This window comes from Neisseria sp. HMSC061H08 (genome assembly GCF_001836795.1).
GTDB classification, from domain to species: domain Bacteria; phylum Pseudomonadota; class Gammaproteobacteria; order Burkholderiales; family Neisseriaceae; genus Neisseria; species Neisseria subflava_A.
The window spans coordinates 25476-47141 of sequence record NZ_KV830583.1 but is presented as its reverse complement, the minus strand read 5'-3'; the positions used below and the strand labels follow the sequence as shown (position 1 = coordinate 47141).

Annotated in this window: 19 protein-coding genes; 3 read left to right on the top strand and 16 right to left on the bottom strand. The window is 52.9% G+C overall.

The window, feature by feature from the left end:
• Positions 1 to 37: 37 nt before the first annotated feature.
• The 8 genes from nuoE to truC form a co-directional block, all read right to left on the bottom strand.
• Positions 38 to 511, bottom strand: a complete 474-nt coding sequence (gene nuoE, locus HMPREF2675_RS08780) for an NADH-quinone oxidoreductase subunit NuoE (RefSeq protein WP_049332996.1) — start codon at positions 509 to 511, stop codon at positions 38 to 40.
• On the bottom strand, positions 511 to 1695 hold the full coding sequence (gene nuoD / locus HMPREF2675_RS08775) for an NADH dehydrogenase (quinone) subunit D (protein WP_257618137.1): 1185 nt from the start codon (positions 1693 to 1695) through the stop codon (positions 511 to 513). Before nuoD ends, nuoE begins: the two co-directional genes overlap by 1 nt.
• 70 nt (positions 1696 to 1765) lie before the next feature.
• Complete coding sequence (locus HMPREF2675_RS08770; protein ID WP_070814750.1) at positions 1766 to 2359, bottom strand: NADH-quinone oxidoreductase subunit C; 594 nt, start codon at positions 2357 to 2359, stop codon at positions 1766 to 1768.
• A gap of 12 nt (positions 2360 to 2371) precedes the next feature.
• Entirely contained in the window at positions 2372 to 2854 is a 483-nt protein-coding gene (locus tag HMPREF2675_RS08765; protein ID WP_002215610.1) for a NuoB/complex I 20 kDa subunit family protein, read from the bottom strand.
• Positions 2845 to 3201: an NADH-quinone oxidoreductase subunit A gene (locus HMPREF2675_RS08760; protein WP_003686600.1), complete on the bottom strand. Its 357-nt coding sequence runs from the start codon at positions 3199 to 3201 to the stop codon at positions 2845 to 2847. The genes HMPREF2675_RS08765 and HMPREF2675_RS08760 overlap by 10 nt, the downstream gene beginning before the upstream one ends.
• 325 nt (positions 3202 to 3526) lie before the next feature.
• Positions 3527 to 4984, bottom strand: a complete 1458-nt coding sequence (locus HMPREF2675_RS08755) for an oligopeptide:H+ symporter (RefSeq protein ID WP_070814749.1) — start codon at positions 4982 to 4984, stop codon at positions 3527 to 3529.
• Between the two features lie 200 nt (positions 4985 to 5184).
• Positions 5185 to 6288 carry a peptide chain release factor 2 gene (prfB, locus tag HMPREF2675_RS08750; RefSeq protein ID WP_070814748.1) on the bottom strand — a complete coding sequence of 368 codons (1104 nt, stop codon included), beginning with the start codon at positions 6286 to 6288 and terminating at the stop codon, positions 5185 to 5187.
• A gap of 97 nt (positions 6289 to 6385) precedes the next feature.
• Positions 6386 to 7102 carry a tRNA pseudouridine(65) synthase TruC gene (gene truC, locus HMPREF2675_RS08745; protein WP_070814747.1) on the bottom strand — a complete coding sequence of 239 codons (717 nt, stop codon included), beginning with the start codon at positions 7100 to 7102 and terminating at the stop codon, positions 6386 to 6388.
• 141 nt (positions 7103 to 7243) lie between these two features.
• Between truC and HMPREF2675_RS08740 the strand changes: the two genes are divergently transcribed.
• A complete protein-coding gene (locus HMPREF2675_RS08740) occupies positions 7244 to 7972 on the top strand; it encodes an LOG family protein (RefSeq protein WP_003747857.1) in 729 nt (242 codons plus the stop codon).
• Positions 7973 to 8081: 109 nt separating this feature from the next.
• On the opposite strand, the gene HMPREF2675_RS08735 is transcribed toward HMPREF2675_RS08740, so the two are convergent.
• The gene (locus HMPREF2675_RS08735) at positions 8082 to 9938 is read right to left on the bottom strand and encodes an ABC transporter ATP-binding protein (protein ID WP_049344936.1); all 1857 of its coding nucleotides are present in this window, start codon (positions 9936 to 9938) and stop codon (positions 8082 to 8084) included.
• A gap of 227 nt (positions 9939 to 10165) precedes the next feature.
• Positions 10166 to 11389, bottom strand: coding sequence for a serine/threonine transporter SstT (gene sstT / locus HMPREF2675_RS08730; RefSeq protein ID WP_070814746.1), 1224 nt, complete (start codon positions 11387 to 11389; stop codon positions 10166 to 10168).
• A 447-nt stretch (positions 11390 to 11836) separates the two neighbouring features.
• Here sstT and HMPREF2675_RS08725 point away from each other — a divergent pair, with 447 nt between their 5' ends.
• Entirely contained in the window at positions 11837 to 13678 is a 1842-nt protein-coding gene (locus tag HMPREF2675_RS08725; protein ID WP_070814745.1) for an autotransporter assembly complex protein TamA, read from the top strand.
• Positions 13679 to 13757: 79 nt separating this feature from the next.
• Positions 13758 to 17906: a translocation/assembly module TamB domain-containing protein gene (locus HMPREF2675_RS08720; protein ID WP_070814744.1), complete on the top strand. Its 4149-nt coding sequence runs from the start codon at positions 13758 to 13760 to the stop codon at positions 17904 to 17906.
• A gap of 239 nt (positions 17907 to 18145) precedes the next feature.
• Here HMPREF2675_RS08720 and HMPREF2675_RS11295 read toward each other — a convergent pair whose 3' ends face one another.
• From HMPREF2675_RS11295 to HMPREF2675_RS08695, 6 genes are all read right to left on the bottom strand, one after another.
• Positions 18146 to 18319, bottom strand: a complete 174-nt coding sequence (locus HMPREF2675_RS11295) for an anti-sigma factor family protein (protein ID WP_003747841.1) — start codon at positions 18317 to 18319, stop codon at positions 18146 to 18148.
• Between the two features lie 12 nt (positions 18320 to 18331).
• Entirely contained in the window at positions 18332 to 18910 is a 579-nt protein-coding gene (locus tag HMPREF2675_RS08715; protein ID WP_049349246.1) for a sigma-70 family RNA polymerase sigma factor, read from the bottom strand.
• Positions 18911 to 19053: 143 nt separating this feature from the next.
• The gene (locus tag HMPREF2675_RS08710) at positions 19054 to 19740 is read right to left on the bottom strand and encodes an HvfC family RiPP maturation protein (RefSeq protein WP_070814743.1); all 687 of its coding nucleotides are present in this window, start codon (positions 19738 to 19740) and stop codon (positions 19054 to 19056) included.
• Positions 19730 to 20572, bottom strand: coding sequence for an HvfB family MNIO-type RiPP peptide maturase (locus HMPREF2675_RS08705; RefSeq protein ID WP_070814742.1), 843 nt, complete (start codon positions 20570 to 20572; stop codon positions 19730 to 19732). The genes HMPREF2675_RS08710 and HMPREF2675_RS08705 overlap by 11 nt, the downstream gene beginning before the upstream one ends.
• Before the next feature lie 86 nt (positions 20573 to 20658).
• Positions 20659 to 20931 (bottom strand): hypothetical protein, encoded by a 273-nt coding sequence (locus HMPREF2675_RS08700; RefSeq protein ID WP_070814741.1) that lies wholly within the window; start codon positions 20929 to 20931, stop codon positions 20659 to 20661.
• A 98-nt stretch (positions 20932 to 21029) separates the two neighbouring features.
• The gene (locus HMPREF2675_RS08695) at positions 21030 to 21479 is read right to left on the bottom strand and encodes an HvfX family Cu-binding RiPP maturation protein (protein ID WP_003747831.1); all 450 of its coding nucleotides are present in this window, start codon (positions 21477 to 21479) and stop codon (positions 21030 to 21032) included.
• Positions 21480 to 21666: the final 187 nt, after the last annotated feature.

Here is a 21666-nt window from a genome sequence, read left to right as displayed (position 1 = left end):
TTCGTATCGGTTGCAGCCGTTGTTTTCAGACGGCCTTTTATTTCAGTTCGGCAAGTTTCTTGTCAATTGCTTCTTCGGTCATAAAGCTGCACATGCTGTGGTTGTTGACCAGCATGACCGGTGCGTCGCCACATGCGCCCATGCATTCGCCTTCGACAAGGGTAAATTTGCCGTCGGGCGTGGTTTCGCCGTAGCCGATACCGAGTTTTTGTTTGAGGTATTCGCCGGTAGCCATACCGCCGCGCAGGGCGCAGGGCAGGTTGGTACAAACGGTCAGTTTGTATTTGCCGACAGGCTCAAGGTCGTACATATTGTAGAAAGTAGCGACTTCGTAGGCTTGTGCAGGCGAGATGCCGATATAGTCTGCGACAAAGGCGATGGTCTCGGGAGCAAGCCAGCCTTTTTCGGTTTGGGCAATACGCAATGCGCCCATAATGGCAGAGCGGCGTTGGTCGGCAGGATATTTTGCCAACTCAATATCAATTTGTTTTAAGGATTCTGCGGATAACATTATCGGTCAACCTCCCCGAATACGATGTCCTGCGTACCGATGATGGCAACAACGTCGGCCAGCATGTGGCCTTTTGCCATTTCGTCCATGCCTTGCAGGTGGGCGAAGCCGGGTGCGCGGATTTTCAGGCGGTAGGGTTTGTTTGCGCCGTCTGAAATGATGTAAACGCCGAACTCGCCTTTCGGATGTTCGACAGCGGTATAGGTCTCGCCCTCAGGAACGTGCATACCCTCGGTAAAGAGTTTGAAATGGTGAATCAGGTCTTCCATACCTGTTTTCATTTCAGTACGTTTGGGCGGAGCAAATTTGTGGTTGGTGGTAATGACCGGACCGGGATTGACACGCAACCACTCGGAGCATTGTTTGATGATGCGTACGGATTGACGCATTTCTTCCATACGGCAGAGGTAACGGTCGTAGCAGTCGCCGTTGACGCCGACGGGAATATCAAAATCCATTTTGTCGTACACTTCGTAAGGCTGTGTCTTACGCACGTCCCATTCCACGCCTGAACCGCGCAACATCACGCCGGTAAAGCCTTTTTGCATGGCGCGCTCGGGGGAGACAACGCCGATGCCGACGGTACGCTGTTTCCAAATACGGTTGTCGGTCAGGAGGGTTTCGAGTGTGTCGATGTTTTTCGGGAAACGTTCGCAGAAGGCGTCGATAAAGTCGAGCATGGTGCCTTCGCGGGATTCGTTGAGCTGCTTCAATACTTTGGCGTTGCGGAATTTGCTGCTCTCGTATTTGGGCATGAAGTCGGGCAGGTCGCGGTAAACGCCGCCGGGACGGAAGTAGGCTGCGTGCATACGCGCGCCGGACACGGCTTCGTACAAGTCCATCAGCTCTTCGCGGTCGCGGAAGGCGTAGAGGATGGCGGTCATTGCGCCGATGTCGAAGGCATGTGAACCGATACCCATCAGGTGATTGAGGATACGCGTTACTTCGGCGAACATCACGCGGATGTATTGGGCGCGGATAGGCACATCAATTCCGGCGAGTTTTTCTACCGCCAAGCAATACGCCTGCTCGTTGACCATCATGGAAACGTAGTCCAACCTGTCCATATAAGGCAGGGCTTGCAGATAGGTTTTGGTTTCCGCCAGTTTTTCGGTGCCTCGGTGCAAGAGGCCGATATGCGGATCGGCACGGACGATTTGTTCGCCGTCCAATTCCAAAATCATACGCAATACGCCGTGCGCCGCAGGGTGTTGCGGACCGAAGTTGATGGTGTAGTTTCTTAATTTATTGGATTTATTGGCCACCGTAGTTCTCCTCACGGACGATACGCGGCGTGATTTCGCGCGGCTCAATGGTAACAGGTTGGTAAATCACGCGTTTTTGCTCTTCGTCGTAACGCATTTCCACATAGCCGGAAATCGGGAAGTCTTTGCGGAACGGATGTCCGACGAAACCGTAATCGGTCAGGATGCGACGCAAGTCCGGGTGGTTGTTGAACATGATGCCGTACAAATCGAAAGCCTCGCGCTCATACCAATCCGCGCTGTTGTAAACGGGAACCACGGATTCGACCACGGGGAAATCATCGTCTGAAACCCAGACGCGCACGCGGATGCGCTGATTGTTTTTAACAGAAAGAAGCTGGCTGACAACGGCGAAGCGTTTGCCCTGCCATACTTCGTTTTTGTAAGTGCTGTAATCGACGCCGCACAAGTCAACCAGAATCTCGAAATGCAAATCTTCATGGTCGCGCAATGCGGTCATGACTGAAATATAGTGTTCGGGCAGACACTCGACGGTAATTTCGCCCAAAGCTGAAATGACTTTGCTTGCCTGATCGCCAAGCACGCCGACGACGGTCTCGTATAAGTTTTGAATGCTTGCCATATCGTCCTCTCCTTACTCGTCACGCGCGATGGTGGAAGTGCGCTTGATTTTTTGTTGGAGCTGAATCAGGCCGTAAATCAGGGCTTCCGCAGTCGGCGGACAACCCGGCACATAAACGTCTACCGGCACGACGCGGTCGGCACCGCGCACAACGGAATAAGAATAGTGATAATAGCCGCCGCCGTTGGCACACGAACCCATAGACAATACCCAGCGCGGCTCTGCGAGCTGGTCGTATACGCGGCGCAGGGCTGGCGCCATTTTGTTGGTCAGCGTACCTGCCACAATCATCAGGTCGGCCTGACGGGGGGACGGACGGAAAATGATGCCGAAACGGTCAAGGTCATAACGCGCCATACCTGCATGCATCATTTCCACGGCGCAGCAGGCCAAGCCGAAAGTAACCGGCCACAATGAACCGGTACGCATATAGTTCAACACCGTATCCGCGCTGGTGGTGATGAAACCTTTTTTCAAAACGCCTTCTATTCCCATTCCAGCGCACCTTTTTTCCATTCGTAAATAAAGCCTACCGTCAGAACGACGATAAACACCAGCATAGACCAGAAGCCGTACGCACCCAAATCTTTGAACACGACTGCCCACGGCAACATGAACGCGACCTCCAAATCAAACAGGATAAAGAGGATGGCGACGAGGTAATAGCGCACGTCGAACTTCATCCTTGCGTTTTCAAAGGCTTCAAAACCGCATTCGTAAGCCGCGTCTTTTTCGGCATAGTGGCGTTTCGGGCCTAAAATCGTGCCGAGCAGGATAAACAGCACACCGGCCGCAAGGCCGACGAGGATGAATACGAGGACGGGGAAATAACTGGCCAACATGGTCGTACCTAACTGGTTGACAGACAAATCTTAAAAATAGATTACCATTTTATCGAATTTCAAAAGCCATTTAAAGGTAAATATCAGCAAATCAGCAAAAAAACCTCAATAAATTCAATAAAGTTATGAGAACAATTCTTATTTGTATTTAATATTTCTAAATTTTAATTTCGGTTTAATCATGTATCATTTCATTCGGATTCTCCGCCTATCCGATTTATGCCCCGAATCCGCCCTCTTTCCAATTCCCAATAAAACATGAGGCCGTCTGAAATAGATTATTTTCAGACGGCCTGTATACATCACATCCATTTAAATGGACAAATCAATCGACACCTTTGAGCATGCGGTTCAATACCGGGGCGAGTACCAACAGGATACCGCAGGTTACCGCGCCAATGGTGGCCAGCATCCAGTAGAAATCCAATGGCGACTGAGCATTGTAGTAGTCTTTAAACAACACTCCGCCCAAGGTAAAGCCGATGGACAATGCCAAGAAATTCAAAGCAACCATTTGTGTTTTAAACATGCTTGGGGCGATTTTGGTAGAAAACGACAGCGAAATCGGCGACAGCATCAGCTCGCCTATCGTAATCGCCAGCAACACCAGCATAAACACGATAATCGGCATCGGGGTTCCGGATGAAATATACGGAATAAAACTCAAATAAGAGACGCCGGTTACCAACATGGCCAGTGCAAACTTCAACGGCGTTTTAGGTTGGCGTTTGCCCATTTTCGTCCACACCGCCGCCATCACGCCGGAAAAGAGGACCACCCACATGGCCTGTATCGAATCTTTCCATGAAACAGGCACGGTAAAGCCGAAGAAAGTACGGTCCACCGTTTCGTCAAAATAGACCGTCGCAACGGTGTACACCTGAAACCAAACCGCCCAGAACATACAAATGGTCAAAAACAGCGGAATATAGGCCACAATATAGCGTTTATTGGCTGCTTCAACGTGACTGCTGCCCAACAGGCGCGCGAAATAAGCGACGACGGTAACGATAACCACGCCCAAGAGCCAGCGGGAGAAGTTTTCAAGGGTGAGCGCGCCGGAAGCAATCACGCTGCCCAACACCAAAACCAGCAACACGCCGACAGCCATGGCGGTCTGCACCTTTTCAGGACGCAACGGATTGGGAACCGGCGTATGCGGCAAGTTTTTACGGCCGCGCGAATACCACAGCAGGCCGAATGCCATGCCGACGGCCGCCGCGCCGAAACCGTAATGGAAACCCATCCTGTCTTGCAAAATACCGGTCAACAACGGGCCTAAGAAGCCGCCGATATTGATGGAAATATAGAAAATAGAGAAACCGGCATCACGCAATTCGCGCAGGTCTTCCCGTTCATACAAAGAACCGACCATCGAACCGGCAGACGATTTCACGCCGCCGCTGCCCAGCGCGATAAACACCAAACCCAGCAGCAATCCCATCAAACCCGGTACGATCGCCAATAAAATATGGCCGGTCATCACGACGATGCCGGCGATAAACAGGGTACGCTCCGCACCCCAAATGCGGTCGGCCAACCACGCACCGAGAATGGTGGACAGGTAAACGCTGCCGCCGTACGCGCCGACAATGCCGCCGGCCAAGGCTTTATCCATACCCAAACCGCCTTGATTCGCGGCGTAATACAGATAAATCAGCAGGATGCCCTGCATACCGTAGAAGGAAAAACGCTCCCACAGCTCAATATGGAATAGGGTGGATAATTGCAAAGGATGGCCGAAGAAAGTTTTCTCGGCAGAAGACAGCTTTTGACCGGACATTTAATAAGTTCTCCTAATTATATTGGACAGGATCAGGCTTCAGACGGCCTATTGCACCTACCAATCACTTTTATAGAAACTATATATTACCGCCAATCTTTGCATTTGCAAAACATGTTTTAATATTTGCAAAATAATGTTTCTTTCAAACTGAAAAATGCCGTCTGAAATCTTTCAGACGGCATTTTATGTTTTACGGTTTATACGCCTTGTTTCAGGCTGGCTTCGATGAAGCCGTCCAAGTCGCCGTCCAAAACGGCTTTGGTGTTGCCGACTTCGTAGCCTGTGCGCAAGTCTTTAATGCGCGAGGAGTCCAAAACGTACGAACGGATTTGGCTACCCCAACCCACATCGGACTTGCCGTCTTCCAAGGCCTGTTTCTCTTCGTTGCGTTTGCGCATTTCCAATTCGTACAGTTTGGATTTCAACATTTCCATCGCGGCGGCTTTGTTGGCGTGTTGCGAACGGTCGTTTTGACATTGCACCACAATCCCGGTCGGCTCGTGGGTAATACGCACGGCGGAGTCGGTTTTGTTAATGTGCTGACCGCCGGCACCGGATGCGCGGTAAGTGTCAATGCGCAAGTCGGCCGGGTTAATTTCGATTTCGATGGAATCGTCGATTTCGGGGTAAACAAACACGGACGAGAACGATGTATGGCGTTTATTGTTGGAGTCAAACGGCGAATAGCGCACCAAGCGGTGAACGCCGGTTTCCGTGCGCAACAGGCCGTAGGCGTATTCGCCTTCCACGCGGATGGTGGCGCGGTTGATGCCCGCGATTTCGCCGTCGTCTTCTTCGAGAATTTCGATTTTGAAGCCTTTGCGATCGGCGTAGCGGCTGTACATGCGGAACAGCATACCCGCCCAGTCTTCCGCTTCCGTACCGCCCGCGCCTGCGGTGATGTCGATAAAGCAGTTGTTCGGGTCGGCGGGCTGGTTGAACATCCGTTTGAATTCCAAATCCGCCATCTGTTTTTCCAGTCCCGCCACGTCTTCCTGTACGGCGGCGAAACCTTCTTCGTCGTTTTCTTCGACGGTCATTTCGATCAGCATTCGGTTGTCTTCAATGCCCGTCGCGATGTTGTCGAGCGTCAACACGATGCCTTCGAGGATTTTGCGCTCTTTGCCGATTTCTTGGGCGCGTTTGGGGTCGTTCCACAGCTCAGGGTCTTCGGAAAGGCCGATGACTTCTTCCAATCGGTCTTTCTTGCCCTGATAGTCCATATAGATGCGGATGTCTTCGCTGCGCTTCTCCAAGTCATTTAGGGTGTTATTAAGCTGGTTGATTACTTCGGCTTCCATGATTCTTGTGTTCTTTCAAAATTTTAGGGGCGTATTGTAAGGGATTTGCCTGTTTTTTTCCATGACCGGGCCGTCTGAAAATGTGCAGTTCGGGTTTTCAGACGGCCTCGGTTTTAAATTTTTCCATCCAAAGCCGCCAGTCGTTGTCTGTCGGCGCGTTTACAGTAATCCGACTACCGTCTTCTATGCTTTTAAAACTGAGGCTTCGCGCGTGCAACATCAGGCGTTGCGTGCCGATATGTTCGGCAACGGCATGGTTTTGGCGCAAATCGCCGTAGTTGGTATCGCCGACGATGGGGTGGAAAATGTGTTTCATATGGCGGCGGAGTTGGTGTTTGCGGCCGGTGTGCGGCGTGAGTTCGGCCCACGAATAACGAGAGGTCGGGTAACGCAACGCGGATTGGAACGGCAACTCGGTTTGCGCCAGACAGCGGTAGGCGGTTTGCGCTTCCTGCAATGTGGCTTCGGTCTGCGCTTCGGCGATTTTGTCGGGCATATATTTGAGGGCGTAATCAATCAGGCCGTCTGAAGGCAGATGGCCGCGAACAATCGCCCAATAAGTTTTTTCGATGTTTTTGTTTTCAAACTGCTGCGTCAATAACCGTGCGGCTTCCGTATCGAGGGCAAACAGCAAGACGCCGGAAGTTGGGCGGTCGAGGCGGTGGACGGGATAGACGTGCTGCCCGATTTGGTCGCGCAAGGTCTGCACGGCAAAACGGGTTTCATGTTTGTCTAACCAGCTTCGGTGCACCAGCATTCCGGCAGGTTTGTTGACGGCGATGGTGCGGCTGTCGCGGTGGATAATATCAAGCATGGCGGAACAGTCGGAATAAAAGCAGATATTGTAACGGGCTTTTGAAAATGTGGCAGGTACACTTGCCGCCGAAACCCGACTTTCAGACGGCCTGCCCCTTTCGGGTTACAATACGGCACACAAAAACTCGAAGGAAAAGCCGTGAGCCTGCTCAAAAAACTGCCCAAACCCATGCTGCCCGACGAAACCCGCCGCGATATTCAGGCGCGCGAGTCGTATCATGTATTGAAGATTATTTCCGAATTTGTCGAAGCCGGCGAAGAATTACGCGCTATTCAGCCGGCCGTCAGCATTTACGGCAGCGCGCGCACGCCTGAAAACCATCCCGACTACGCGTTCACATTGCGCTTGGCGCGCAAACTGTCGGATGCCGGATTTTCGGTAATTTCCGGCGGCGGGCCGGGCATTATGGAAGCGGCCAACAAAGGCGCGTTTGCAGGCGCAAGTCCGGCGGTGGGGCTGAATATCGTGTTGCCGCACGAGCAAAAAGCCAATCCGTATCAGGATTTGTCGATTAAATTCCAACACTTCTTCCCGCGCAAAGTCATGTTCGTCAAACACGCCGTGGCGTATGTCGTCATGCCCGGCGGTTTCGGCACGTTGGACGAATTGTTTGAAAGCCTGACTTTGGTGCAAACCGGCAAAACGCCCGACCGCCCGATTATCTTAGTGGGCAAAGCATTTTGGGCGGGACTGTTGGACTGGATACGCGAGCAGTTGCTGGGCAGAAACCTGATTTTGGAAGAGGATTTGAACCTGATCCGCGTCATCGACGACGAAGACGAAATCATCGAAGAAATCTTCGCCCATTACGAAAACCGCTTGGAAGACTTGTCCGAACACCAAAATGCTTGGTCGCTGGGGCTGTAAAAAACTAAGGTTTCAACTGAAAAAGCAGTTATCCCGCCTGCCCTTTGCTTCATGAATAAAGGCCGTCTGAAAATGTTTTCAGACGGCCTGTTATCTTCTTTCAAAGCGTTTAATTGTTTTCCCACTCGACATGCTCACTCAAGAAGCCGCCGCTTTGGTGCGCCCAAAGTTTGGCGTACAGGCCTTGTTTCGCGAGCAACTCGGTGTGGCTGCCTTCTTCGATGATGCGGCCTTTGTCCAAGACGATGAGGCGGTCCATCGCGGCGATGGTGGAGAGGCGGTGGGCGATGGCAATCACGGTTTTGCCTTCCATCATTTTGTCGAGGCTTTCTTGAATGGCGGCTTCGACTTCGGAGTCGAGCGCGCTGGTGGCTTCGTCAAGCAACAGAATCGGCGCGTCTTTAAGCATGACGCGGGCGATGGCGATGCGTTGGCGCTGGCCGCCGGAAAGTTTCACGCCGCGTTCGCCGACGTGTGCGTCATAACCGCGCCGGCCTTTGGCGTCGGAAAGGTTGGGGATGAAGTCGGCGGCTTCGGCGCGTTCGGCGGCGGAAATCATTTCGGCGTCTGTGGCATCGGGGCGGCCGTAGATAATGTTGTCGCGTACGGAGCGGTGCAGCAGCGAGGTATCTTGCGTTACCAGACCGATTTGGGCGCGCAGGCTTTCTTGGGTCACGCTGTCCACGTTTTGGCCGTCGATCGAAATCGTGCCGCTTTGCGGTTCGTAAAAGCGCAGGAGTAGGTTGACGATGGTGGATTTGCCCGCGCCGCTGCGGCCGATCAAGCCGACTTTTTCGCCGGGTTTGATGTTCAGATTAAAGCCGTTGAGGAGCGGTTTGCCGGCTTCGTAGGAGAAATCGACGTGTTCAAACTTGATTTCGCCCCGGGTAACTTTCAGCGGCAGGGCTTGCGGTTTGTCGAGGATGGTGTGGGGTTTGGACAGGGTGGCCATGCCGTCGTTGACGGTACCGATGTTTTCAAACAATCGGGCGGATTCCCACATGATGTATTGCGACAAACCGTTCACACGCAATGCCATGGCCGTAGCGGTGGCTACCGCGCCTACGCCGACTTGGCCGTGATACCAAAGCCAAATGCCCAAGGCGGTCGTGCCGACGGTCAGCGAACTGTTGACGATAAAGCTGCAGGTGTGCAGCAGCGTTGCCAAACGCATTTGGGCATGGACGGTTACCATAAATTCTTCCATCGACTGCTTGGCATAAGCGGCCTCGCGTGCGCCGTGGGAGAAGAGTTTGACGGTGGCGATATTGGAGTAGGCGTCGGTAATGCGGCCGGTCATCAGCGAGCGCGCATCGGCCTGACGCGCAGCGGTTCTGCCGAGCTTGGGAATCAGGAAACGCATAATCATCGCGAATCCAATCATCCAGCAAACAAACGGCACGATAAGCCAGGCATCGAATGAGGACAGAATCACGCCGGAAGTGATGAAGTACACCAACACATACACAACCATATCGGCAACGGTCATCACGACATCACGCAGCGCCAGCGCGGTTTGCATGACTTTGGCGGACACGCGGCCGGCAAACTCGTCCTGATAAAAGCCCAGGCTCTGACCCAGCATCAGGCGGTGGAAATTCCAGCGCAGGCGCATGGGGAACACGCCTTGCAGGGTTTGCAGGCGCACATTGGAAGCAAAAAAGGTCCAAACGGCAAAAAATGCCACCATGGCCATCATGCCGATTAATGCATGGCCTTTTTCAACAAAAAGCGTTTGCGGCGTATAAGCACCGAGCCAGTCGACCACCTTGCCCATAAACTGGAACATCAAGGCTTCCATGATGCCGACGCCGACCGTAAATACGGCCAACACGGCAATCCATTTGCGCACACCTTCAATGTTGCTCCAAATAAACCGCCACAACCCTTTTTCTGGCGTTTTCGGAGCAGCTTCTGGATAAGGGTCGATACGTGACTCGAACCATGAGAATATTTTTTTAATCATTGTTTTTGCAAATTTGATAAGACGGTCAGGCCGTCTGAAAAGAGGTGTTCAAATACATTCAAGACTGTATTTTACGGGAAAAATCCAACTGATGACAGCGAATACCGTCAGTCCGACCAAACCAATCTATCGGCTTGACCATCTAAAAATCCCTTTGCTTTGCATAAAACAAAGGCCGTCTGAAAGTTTTCAGACGGCCTTTGCAGGATTTAGGTTGCCCTTAAAAATCACTCTTTACGTTGACGACCCAAATCGGCAGCGGCAGTAAACAAAACGTCGGTGGAAGAGTTCAACGCAGTTTCTGCAGAGTCTTGAATCACGCCGATAATGAAGCCGACGGCAACCACCTGCATGGCCACATCGTTATCGATACCGAACAGGCTGCACGCCAAAGGAATCAGCAGCAACGAGCCACCGGCCACACCGGATGCACCGCACGCGCTGACGGTAGCGACCAGGCTCAACAGCAGGGCAGTGGCGAAGTCAACCGTAATGCCTTGCGTGTGCGCCGCAGCCATCGCCAAAACGGTAATGGTGATTGCCGCACCGGCCATATTGATGGTTGCACCCAATGGAATGGAGATAGAGTAAGTGTCTTCGTGCAGACCCAGTTTTTTCGCCAATGCCATGTTCACAGGGATATTGGCGGCGGAAGAACGGGTGAAGAAGGCATACACGCCGCTTTCGCGCAGGCAGGTAAACACCAGCGGGAAAGGATTGCTGCGGATTTGCGTCCACACAATAATCGGATTGACCACCAACGCAATAAACAGCATACAGCCGAGCAATACGGCCAACAGCTGCATATAGCCGGCAAGCGCTTCAAAACCGGTTTCCGCAATGGTAGAGGACACCAAGCCGAAAATACCCAGTGGCGCAAAACGGATAATCCATTTCACAACGGTCGAAACGGTATCGGCCAAATCGGCCGCCACTTGGCGGGTCGTATCCGAACCGTGATGGCGCAAAGCCGCACCCAATATCAGGGCCCAAGCCAAAATGCCGATATAGTTGGCATTGGCCAGCGCATTAATCGGGTTGGCCACCAAATTCATCAGCAGCGTTTTCAACACTTCGATAATGCCGGAAGGCGGCGCAACGGATACATCGCCGGCCGCACGCAGAATCAGCGTAGTCGGGAATACCATACTGGCAATGACTGCCACCACAGCCGCAGCAAACGTACCGAAAATATACAAAATCAAAATCGGTTTGATGTGAGCCTGATTGCCTTTTTGGTGTTGCGCAATGGCGGCAGTCACTAAAACAAATACCAAAATCGGCGCGATAGCCTTAAGCGCACCGACAAATAGGCTGCCCAGCAGTCCTGCGCTGATACCGACTTGCGGCGAAACTGCACCCACAAGAATACCTAAAACCAAGCCGATGGCGATTTGTGCCACCAGGCTGACGCTGTTGATCGCGTTCAAAAGCGGATTGCCACTTGCCATATCCGTTCCTTCAATTTAAAGATATGTTAAAAAAGTCTTACATTCTAAAATAAAAAATCATTTGTCGGCGAGGTTTTCATGCATACCTCACAAAAACGGCATTAAATTTTAGCATTTATAACACATTTGGTGCTTTATACCAAAAATACAGCCAAACTTGTGCAAGCCCTGCTTGAAAGCATACCCATACCGTTGCCTTATCCCTCTGTAGCTTGATTTCAGACGGCCTGAAATCTGCACCATAAGCCGAAGACAAAGGCAACTTCATCAGTCAAAATACAAAAACATAAATATTACAATAGTATAGAAACAAACCCAAAACAGTCATCAAGCCGTATTTTTGCAAAGTTATCACCCTAAATTTCCGTTTATACCCATAGTCTGAAACCTTGCAGAAATAGTGTTAAAATCCCCAAACTGAAGAATTGTCGCTGTCGAACACACATCATGACCAAACTGACCTACCCTGTTTTATTCGCATCATTGGCGCTTGCCTACGGACACGCGTTGGCAGTAGATACTTCCGTTCCCAAAGCGGAAGACTACGAGGCCGTCCCCGAATCCGAAATGCCCAAGCAGCCCAAAGACGACCAAACAGGCAAACTCAAGCCCAAATTCCCCGTCAAAATCGACACCCAAGACAGCGAAGTCAAAGAAATGCTTGAAGAATACCTGCCGCTGATTACCCAGCAGCAGGACGAAGAGCTGGACAAAGAGCAGGTCGGCTTCCTCGCCGAAGAGGCGCCCGACAACGTCAAAACCATGCTCCGGACCAAAGGCTACTTCAACAGCAACGTCAGTATTCAAGACCACGGCGAAAGCTACACTGTCAACGTTACCCCCGGCCCGCGCACCAAAATCGACAACGTCAGCGTGGCCATCCTCGGCGACGTATTGAATGACGAAAACCTGGCCGAGTACTACCAAAATGCGATGGAAAACTGGCAGCAGCCCATTGGCGAAAACTTCGACCAAGACGGCTGGAATGCGAGTAAAACCTCCGTCCTCAGCGCGGTAACACGCAAAAAATACCCTTTGGCGAAACTCACCACCACCCAGGCCACCATCAATCCCAATACCCAAAAAGCCGACTTAAACGTCATCGTGGAGAGCAACCGACCGATTTACTTTGGCGAGTTCCAAATCACCGGCACGCGCCGCTACCCTGAGAGCGTGGTTTCCGGCATGGCGCGCTTCCAACCCGGTTCGCCTTACGACTTGGACAAAATCCTCGACCTGCAACAAGCGCTTGAGCAAAACGGCCACTATTCCGGCGCATCCGTACAAGCCGACTTCGATCAACTGCAAGGCGACCGCGTTCCCGTCAAAATCAACGTGACCGAAGTCAAACGCCACAAACTGGAAACCGGTATCCGCTACGACTCCGAATACGGAATCGGCGGCCGTATCGCCTACGACTATTACAACCTCTTTAACAAGGGCTACATCGGTTCCATTGTTTGGGACATGGACAAATACGAAACCACGCTGGCTGCCGGTATCAGCCAACCGCGCAACAACCGCGGCAACTACTGGACAAGCAACGTTTCCTACAACCGCTCGACCACGCAAAACCTTGAAAAACGCGCCCTGTCCAGCGGCATTTGGTATGTCCGCGACCGTAACAATATCGATGCCCGCTTCGGCCTCGAATTCATTACCGAAGACCGCAAAGTCCCCAACACCAGCTACGATTTGGGCCGAAGCCATGCCACCATGCTGACCGCCTCATGGAAACGGCAAAGCATCGAAACCGAGCTGCACCCTCAAAACGGCTACTACCTCGACGGCAAAATCGGCTCGACCTTGGGCAAACTCCTCTCCTCCACCCAAATGGCACGCGCCACGGCACGGGCAGGCTATTTCTTCACGCCTGAAAACAAAAAAATCGGTACATTCATCGTACGCGGACAGGCAGGCTACGTTTATGCCCGCGAAGGCGAAGAAGTACCTTCCAGCCTGATGTTCCGCACCGGCGGCGCGACTTCCGTACGCGGTTACGAACTCGACAGCATCGGCTTGGCCGGCCCCAACGGCTCCGTCCTGCCGCAACGCGCCTTGGTAGTCGGCAGCCTCGAATATCAATTCCCGGTTACCAAAAGCTTCTCCGGCGCCATCTTCCACGATGTCGGCGATGCGGCAAGCAACTTCAAACACATGACCTTAAAACACGGTACCGGCTTGGGTGTACGCTGGTTCAGCCCGGTTGCGCCGTTCTCCTTCGACATCGCCTACGGCCACCACGACAAAAAAATCCGCTGGCACATCAGCTTGGGCACAAGGTTTTAAAAACATACTCACCATCCATTCTTTCAGACGGCCTCAGCCATTTCAGGCCGTCTGAAAAACAGACAAACAGAAAAATATCATGACCGATACTGCAAACACTTCCACGCCGCCTGAACAACAGCCCGCCCCGCCAAAGCGCAAAAAACGCCTGTTGCGCGGCTTTGTCCTGTCCGCCTTGGGCGTATTGACCGTTTCCGCCGGCGCAATCGGCTGGCTGGTCGGTACGGAATCGGGTTTGCGTTTCGGTTTGTACAAAATCCCGTCATGGTTCGGCGTCAAAATCTCTTCGGACACGCTGAAAGGCACGCTGATTGAAGGTTTTGAAGGCGACAAATGGTTGATTGAAACAGACGGTGCGGACATCAAAATCAGCAGCTTCCGCTTTGATTGGAAACCGTCCGAGCTGTTCCGTCCGTCTTTGCACATTACCGAAGTCGTGGCCGGCGACATCGCCATTGTGACCAAGCGCACGCCGCCCAAAGAAGAAGAGCCGTCAAAAGGCATGCCAGACAGCATAGACCTGCCCGTTACCGCCTATCTCGACCGTTTGGAAACCGGCAAAATCAGCGTGGGCAAGCGTTTTGACAAGCAGACCGTCTATCTCGACCATCTGCACGCGGCCTACCATTACGACAAAAAAGAACACCGCCTCCACATCAAAACCGCCGATACGCCATGGAGCAGCTCGACAGGCGCGGTGGTGATCGGCTTGAACAAACCCTACGTCCTCAATACCGCCATCTACACCAAAGGCCAGCTTGAGGGTGAAACCCTACATGGCACGGTGCGCCTATGGGGCAGCCTGCAAGACGTGTACACCGACCTGCTACTCGACGGCGACAACGTTCATTTGTCTGCCAAATCCACCATCCACCCATTCGCCGACAGCCTCAACGAAACCGTCGGCGAAATCCTGGTTAAAGGTTCCAACATCAATCCGCAGGCCTTCCTGCCCACCCTGCCCAAAGCACGTCTTAATTTCGACGCCACCACCATTCCGTCCTTTACAGACGGCGTTGCGCTGGAAGGCTCGATAGACTTGGAAAACGACCAAGCCGGTTTTGCCGATGAAAACCATATCCCCGTCAAACGCATCCTCGGCGAATTCATCGTCGACGACAAAGGCACGGTCAAAATCGAAGACATCGGCGTCGGCCTGCTCAAAGACGGCAGCATTGATGTATCCGGCTCTATCGACACCGCCCAAGACCAGCTCAAACTCGCACTGGGCATCAACAATACCGGCGCGGACGACTTTGTCCGTCAAAACATCGCAGGCCGTCTGAACGGCAGTATCGACGTCAAAGGCGAAACCTCCTCCCCAGTCGTCAACTGGAATCTTGACAGCGGATTTGCGCGTACAGACGGCATGCTGTTTTTCCAAACCGACAAACAGCTCGGCCAGCGCACGCTCAAGCTCGACAAAGTCCGCCTGGTTCCGCAAAACGGCGGCGAACTCAACGCCAAAGGCTCGCTCGAACTCTTCAAAGACCGCAAACTGCAACTGGACATCGTCAGCAAAGCCTTCAATCCTGCGCGCATCGATCCGCAGCTTCCGCAAGGCAGCGTCAACGGCAACATCAACTTGACCGGCATACTGGCGCAAGAGAAATTTGCCGGCAAAATGCAGTTTGCACCGAGTACGCTCAACGGCGTTCCGCTCAGTGGTAAAGCCGACGTCGCCTATGAAAACAAACACCTCTCGCGCGCCCTGACCGACCTGACCCTCGGCAGCAACATCGTTAAAACCAACGGCAGCTTCGGCAAAAAAGGCGACCGCCTCAACCTCAACATTACCGCCCCCGATTTGTCGCGTTTCGGCTTCGGCTTGGGCGGCCTGCTCAACGCGCGCGGCTACATCTCCGGCAGCTTTTCAGACGGCCTCAAAACCCTTGAAGCCGATTTGAACGGCGAAGCGCGCAACTTCAAAGTCGCCGATGCCGTCAACATCCGCACCCTCGACTTCAAGCTCAAAGGTTCGCCCGACACCAACCGTCCGCTGAGTGCCGACATCAAAGGCGAACACATCGCCGTCTCCGGCGGCGCGGCCATGATCGACAACGTCAACCTGCTCATCAGCGGCACAGGCTCGCACCACCATATCCGCGGCAACAGCAACATGGCGGTGGACAACAAACGCTACAAACTCGACCTCGACGCCGCCGGCGGCCTCAACAAAGACCAAACCCAATGGAAAGGCACGGTCGACACGCTCGACATCAGCGGCGCATTCAACCTCAAACTGCAAAACCGCCTCAACCTCGAAGCCGGCAGCGAACGCGTCTCCCTCAGCAGCGCACGCTGGGCGGCCATGGGCGGCAGCCTCAACCTGCAAAATTTCGTTTGGGACAAAAAAGCCGGCATTACCAGCAAAGGCAGCGCGCAAAATCTACACATTACCGAGTTGCACAACTTCTACACCCCGCCCATCGAACACAACCTCGTCTTGGGCGGCGACTGGGATTTGGCGTACAGTCAAAACGCGCGCGGCTTCCTCAACATCAACCGTCAAAGCGGCGACATCATCCTGCCGAGCAAAGATCCGAAAAACAAACAGCCTTTGGGACTTTCCGCGCTCGCCCTGCGCACCCGTTTCCAAAACGGCCGCATCGACAGCACGCTGGAAGGCAACACCCGCTTCGGCAAAGTTGACGGCACGCTCGGCATCGCCCAACAGTTCGGCAACAACATCAACAACGCTCCCGTCAGCGGCAAGATTAATATCAGCGTTCCCGATTTGGGCTCGCTCAAATCCTTTATGCCGGCGACAGCCCAAGGCATTGCAGGCCGTCTGAACGCGACCGCCACTATCGGTGGCCGACTCGGTTCGCCTACCGTCAACAGCAACCTCGACCTCCAAACCAATTACGGCCGGGCCGACGGTACCGTCAACATCGGTCAGGGCAGCAGCTTCGACACCGCCCCTCTGAGCGGCAAACTCAACCTGAACGTTGCCAACCTCGAAGTCTTCCGCAATTTCCTGCCCGTCGGCCAGACCCTCAAAGGCCGTCTGAACGCCGCCGTCAACTTGGCAGGCCGTCTGAACGATCCGCAACTGAGCGGCCTGATTAACGGCGACAACCTCTATTACCGCCATCAAACCCAAGGCTTAATTCTCGATAACGGCGTATTGCGTTCACGCCTGCAGGGTCAAAAATGGGTGATCGACAGCCTCAAATTCCACCGAGGCGGCACGATTGAGCTCAAAGGCGCGGTCAACCTTGCCAACGCCAACCCCGATGTCGACGTGGACATCGTCTTCGACAAATACCGCACCCTCTCGCGTCCAAACCGCCAACTGCAGCTCTCCGGTGCGGCCAAAGTCCTCTACAATCCGGAAAAAGGCGTATCGCTCAACGGCACGCTCAACACCGACTACGGCAGGTTTGGTTCGCAAAAATCCTCCATGCCGACCCTCGATGACGACGTGGTTGTACTGGGCGAAACCAAAAAAGAAGCAACGGCCACCACGCCGATTAATCTGAACCTTGTCTTGAACATCAACGACAATGTCCGCTTTGTCGGCTACGGCGCAGACGTTACCATCGGCGGCAAACTGACCATCACGTCCCGCCCCGGCGAAGCCGTCCAAGGCGTCGGTACCGTGCGCGTTGTCAAAGGCCGCTACAAAGCCTACGGCCAAGACCTCGACATCACCAAAGGCTCGGTTTCCTTTGTCGGCCCGCTGACCGATCCGAACCTCAACATCCGTGCCGAACGCCGTCTCTCCCCGGTCGGCGCAGGTGTCGAAGTCCTCGGCAGCCTCAGCAATCCGCGCGTGACCTTGGTTGCCAAAGAAGCCATGAGCGAAAAAGACAAACTCTCCTGGCTCATCCTCAACCGTGCCAGCAGCGGCAGCGACGGCGACAACGCTACACTCTCCGCCGCCGCCAGCGCATTGCTTGCCGGCCAAGTCAACGACCGCATCGGCCTTGTCGATGATTTGGGCTTTACCAGCAAACGCAGCCGCAACGCCCAAACCGGCGAGCTCAACCCTGCCGAACAAGTCCTGACCGTCGGCAAACAGCTCACCAACAACCTCTACGTAGGTTACGAATACGGCATCTCCAGCGCCGAACAATCCGTCAAACTCGTGTACCAACTGACCCGCGCCATCCAAGCCATTGCCCGCATCGGCACACGCTCATCCGGCGGCGAGTTGAAATACACCATCCGCTTTGACAACTGGTTCGGCAAAGACGAACCCGAGCCGGAAGAACAACACTAAAAGCCGTGAAAAAGGCCGTCTGAAATTCATCTTTCAGACGGCCTTTTTCTTGTTCTACCGTATTAGAATCTTTCTCCCATGCCTCAAAAGACAAAGGCCAACGGCGCAAGTTTGAAAATAAAGGCAACTAAAAAAGCGGGCAGCCAGCCACGGCTTATTCAAGGTTAGCGATAAATCAAGCGGACACAAAAAGGCCGTCTGAAACGGACAGGGGTAGGTTTCAGACGGCCTTTTTTGAATCATCGAAACATCTTATGCATGGCGTTGCTAATTAATGCGAGCTGTTTCTTATATTCGCGGCAACGGGGACAGAGCGACAGGTGGACGGCAAGGGCAATGCGGTTAAAAAGACTGAGACGCACTTGGTCTTGCTGTTTGGAAATCAGATCGGTTATTTTGCGGCATTTTTTCATGGCGTTTTCCTGTCAGACATGGGAGAACCATTTGATTTGCAGGCACTGGCGCAAGGTTTCGCGCGCGCGGTGCATGATGGTGTGGTAGTTGGCATGGCTGATGCCGCATTGCTCGCGGATTTCATCGCTTGAAAAGCCGAGAATCTCTTTCATGGTAAACACGCGGGCGGTATTTTCCGGCAGATGGTAGAGGCAGGTCTGCAAAACCTGGTAGAACTCTTTATTGTTTAAACTGGCTTCGGGCGAGTCCCAACCCTGAGGCTGTCCTTCATCCGTCCAATGCCCGTCGGCGGCAAAATGTCCTTCAAAAGCTTCATCCAAGGCTTCCTCGTCGCGCGTGACGAAAACTTGGCGTTGCCGCCCGATTTGGCGCAGGCAGTCGGTAATTTTGTTTTTTAAGATTGCAAACAACCAGCTACTCACTTGTGCATCTCCTTTGAAACCTTCGGCCGCACGGTAGGCGGAAAGCATGGTTTCCTGCACAAGGTCTTCCGCCAAATCGGGGCGGTCGGGCAGCTGGATATGGGCAAAGCGCAACAACAGTTTGCGAGATTCGGCAAGCTCGGCATCGGTCAGTTCGGGTAGGGCCATAATGTATCAGTATGAAATGAATGATCAATATGCTTCTGATTTTACGCTGATACGGCAAGAGCATGCGATTGAATCTATAAACGATTTCAGTAGTATTTTTGTTTTACAAAAACCGACTGCACCTATTTTCAGACGGCCTTGATTTATGCCGCAACCAAAATGCCCTGTTCCAGCCAATCCGTCCATTTCTGCCTTAATGCGTCCTGCCAAGCGTTTTCAGACGGCATGAACTCTGCCAGCATGGTTTGCAGACCGTTTAGGGAAGTGGGCGTCTCTGCCAGCGTTTCCAGCAATAAGGCGTCGAAACCGTCGAGGGTTTGGTACATCACGTCGTCTTCATTATCGCGCCACACCAAAACGGCAGTTTCCGCCTCCTGTAATTCGTCGGTCACGTCATACTGATAACGGCGCACAAAGGCGGCGGGAGAAAGGGTGTAAGCCAAATCGTCTGAATCGGCATAGACTGTTTGGCTGTCGGTTTGAGCGGTTTCGGCGAGCAGCTGGGTGTGTTCAAAGTCCATCAAGGCCAAGAGGTTGTCTGAAAGCGGCAGGCTTTGGCAATATCGGAGAAACTCGCAGGGAATTTCTTGAAAATAGGGCGTTTGAGCGCGCGCGTCGCGGACGAAACCTTCTTTCAGACGGCCCCATTCTTCGCTGTCAAAGTATTGCAGCGTTTCGGTATAACAGCGGTCGATAAAGCTGTGAATATTGTTGCGTATCAGGCGGATATAGACGTTCAGGCGCTCTTGCGGCAGTCCGTCGGCGGCTTTGCCTTCGCGTATGGCTTGGGCAAAGCGGTGTTGATATTGGGCGGAGGTTTCAGGCTGCACGGCGGTATTCCTTTCCGGCACGCGTTTGATAGTCGGCGATTTTAGCGACTTCAGCTTCGAGTTCGGCAAAAGGCGGGAAATTGAAATCGCGTTCCAACAGGGTGGGCGGAATCGTCGGCAGTTTGGCATAGGCGAGTTCGAGCAAATCCCAAACGGTCGGCAAAACCGCCGCGCCGTGGGTATCAATCAACAATTCCGGCGTTTCCACGTCATGTCCGGCAATGTGGATATAGCACACGCGCCCTGCATCCACATTTTCTAAAAAGGCTTCGGGCGACAACAGTCCGTGATTGACGGCGTTGACGTAAATATTGTTCACGTCCAAATGAATGCCGCAGTCGGCTTCACGGGCAACCGCGTTGAGGAACTCAACTTCGTTCATCTCGGCAAGCGGAGAATGCAGGTAGTAGGACGTGTTTTCTACGGCAATACGGCAGCCCAACCGGTCTTGCACTTCGCGGATACGGCGCGCGGTATGTTGCACCATTTCTCCAGTGAAAGGCAGCGGTAACAAATCGTAGAGATGACCGCCGTCGTGGCAGTAGCTCAAATGGTCGGAGAAAAACGTACAGTCGTAACGGCGCATCATTTCTTTGATGCCGTCTATCAAGGCAGTATCCAGCGGGGCTTGTCCGCCCAGCGACATGGATAATCCGTGCAACGCCAGCGGCAGCCGTTCCGCCACGCGGTCAAACTGTTTGCGTGCCCTGCCGCCCATTTTCAGCCAGTTTTCGGGGGCGGCTTCGATAAAGCGTATCGGGCTGTCGTCTGAAAGCGAGAGGAAGTCTTCCGCCAAGTCGCGGCGGTAGCCCAAGCCTGCATGTTGAATCATGGTGATGTCCTGTTATGGTGCCGTATGAACGACAAAGTCGCATTTTCGTTTGTAAAATGCGACTTTGTTAAAGGTATGTTGCAGGATTATTTAGAACCGCATTTACCTTCGCCGCATTTGCCTTCTACTACTTTGGCAGCTTTGGCTTTAGATGCTTTGCCTTTTTTGGCGTGTGCTTTTTTCATGGCTGCGCCGCAAGAACCTTCACCGGCTTTGGCAGACGCGCCGCAAGTACCTTCGGCAGCTTTAACAGTTTTCTCAACAGCCACGTCGCTGGCGGCTTTATCAGCGGCAACAACACCGGCAGCCAAAGACAGGGACAGTGCACCGGCCAAAGCAGTAGCTACATTTTTTTTCATTTCAACTTCCTTTTTAAAATATGGGTTTTAAAACAAATCAAGGGATAATATCGGGCATTTAAAGTCGGCCCGCGACCATTAATCCTTAAAGATAATCCTTAAAGAAAATGCTTGATGCGGCAACAGCGTTTCTTCAGCAGTGCATCCAAAGACAGACGGCCAGCGCCCTGCAATAGGACAGGAAATAAAACCACCAAATAAATCAGTGCCATTTTATAACCGTTGTCGCACACATTGTAACCTAAGCCGGCATGTACCGCAGACCATGCGACAGCCGTTACAACCATCAATCCCAGCGCGGACAGCCGCGTTGCCAAGCCGACGATAAGCAGCGCAGGCAAAACCAGTTCCGCCCACATAGCCAAATTCCAGTTGACCGTATCCGACAACAAATTGAACGGAAAGGGAAATTGACTGTTTATTTCTGCAAACCAGTTTTCCCCGTTCCATTTTTCCAAGCCGGATTCAAGAAATTCATACGCGGCAAAAAGCCTGAGTGCCAACAAACCGAAAGCAGCCTGCCAAGAGGGGTTGGATGAGGTGTTCATTTATTTTCCTAATCGATGTGTGTCGAATGGGCTGGGACGAAAAATTCATCGGCACCATCCCATTTTTCATGCCTGTTTAGACGCGGCAACTTTAAAAAACTGACAAAATAAATGAAGATATTTTCTTATTCATTGTTTTATAAAGATTAAAAATCCAAAAAGGCCGTCTGAAACACCATGCTTGATT